The sequence below is a fragment of the Kitasatospora cheerisanensis KCTC 2395 genome (assembly GCF_000696185.1).
Classification (GTDB): Bacteria; Actinomycetota; Actinomycetes; order Streptomycetales; family Streptomycetaceae; genus Kitasatospora; species Kitasatospora cheerisanensis.
The window spans coordinates 8,020,368-8,021,569 of record NZ_KK853997.1 but is presented as its reverse complement, the minus strand read 5'-3'; the positions used below and the strand labels follow the sequence as shown (position 1 = coordinate 8,021,569).

Here is a 1,202-nt window from a genome sequence, read left to right as displayed (position 1 = left end):
CCCGTGGGCCGTCGAGTGCACCATCGTTTCTCCCGAAGAACCCGACGCGGCACGGCTGGTGCACCACGGCGGCCGGGCCCGGCGGCGGCCCCGGCCCGGCAGGGGATTTCGCGCCATTGCGGTGCGGTGACGCCGTGTGACAATCACCTGCCGCACCGTTGATCGTCCTGCCGCAGGTGTGTGAGCGTGGCAGGGACGGAACGGGCGGCCGTGCGGGGCCGCCGCCGCGCAAGGAGGAACCTGGTGCCCACCCCCGACCGGCCGCTGCGTTCGCTGGGCTTTCTGACCATCGGACTGTTCGACGAGCACCGGCCCGCCGAAGGCCACGAAGCGACGCTGCGCTTGATCGAACTCGGCGAGCAACTCGGCTTCGACAGCGCCTGGTTGCGCCACCGACACCTCCAGTACGGCATCTCCTCGCCCCTCACCGTGCTCGCCGCCGCGAGCCAGCGCACCCGCCGGATCGCCCTCGGCACCGCCGTCACCCCGCTCGGCTGGGAGAACCCGCTGCGGTACGCCGAGGACCTGGCGACCGTCGACATGCTGTCCGGCGGCCGGCTCAACCCGGGCGTCAGCGTCGGCGTCCCCGCGCACTACGAGGACGTGAAGGACGCGCTGTACCCCGACTCCGCCGACCGGGAGGACTTCGGCTACGGCCGGGTCGAGCGGCTGCTCGGACTCCTGCGCGGCGACCCGGCAAGCGCTTTCCAGGGCACCGAGGGCATCGAGTCGTACTCCCAGCACGTCCAACCGCACGTCCCCGGCCTGGCCGGACGGGTCTGGTACGGCGGCGGCAGCCTGCGCTCCGCCCGCTGGGCCGGGCAGCACGGACTCCGGCTGCTCACCAGCAACGTGGTGAAGGCCGAGACCGGCACCGAGACCGGCACCGAGACCGGCACCGAGTTCGACGCCATCCAGCACGCCCAGATCCGCGCCTTCCGGGCCGCACACCCCGACGGCGGACGGGCCCGGGTCTCGCAGGGCCTGGTGGTGCTCCCCACCGACAGCGCCACCCCCGCCCAGCGGGCCAAGTACCGGGCGTACGCCGCCGCGCGACACGCCCGCACCCGCACCCCGCAGGGCCCTGCCCGGCTGCTGTTCGCCTCCGACCTGGTGGGCGGTGCCGACCAGCTCGCCGAACTCCTCTACGCCAACGCCTCGTTCCGCGAGGTCGACGAGGTGGCGATCGCCCTGCCGTTCAC

The 1,202-nt window shown here is 73.5% G+C and carries 1 protein-coding gene; it reads left to right on the top strand.

Annotated features, from left to right (window positions below; translation table 11 throughout):
* Nucleotides 1-243: 243 nt before the first annotated feature.
* Nucleotides 244-1,202: LLM class flavin-dependent oxidoreductase (locus KCH_RS35950; RefSeq protein WP_035875405.1), on the top strand; the 959-nt coding region annotated here is incomplete at its 3' end.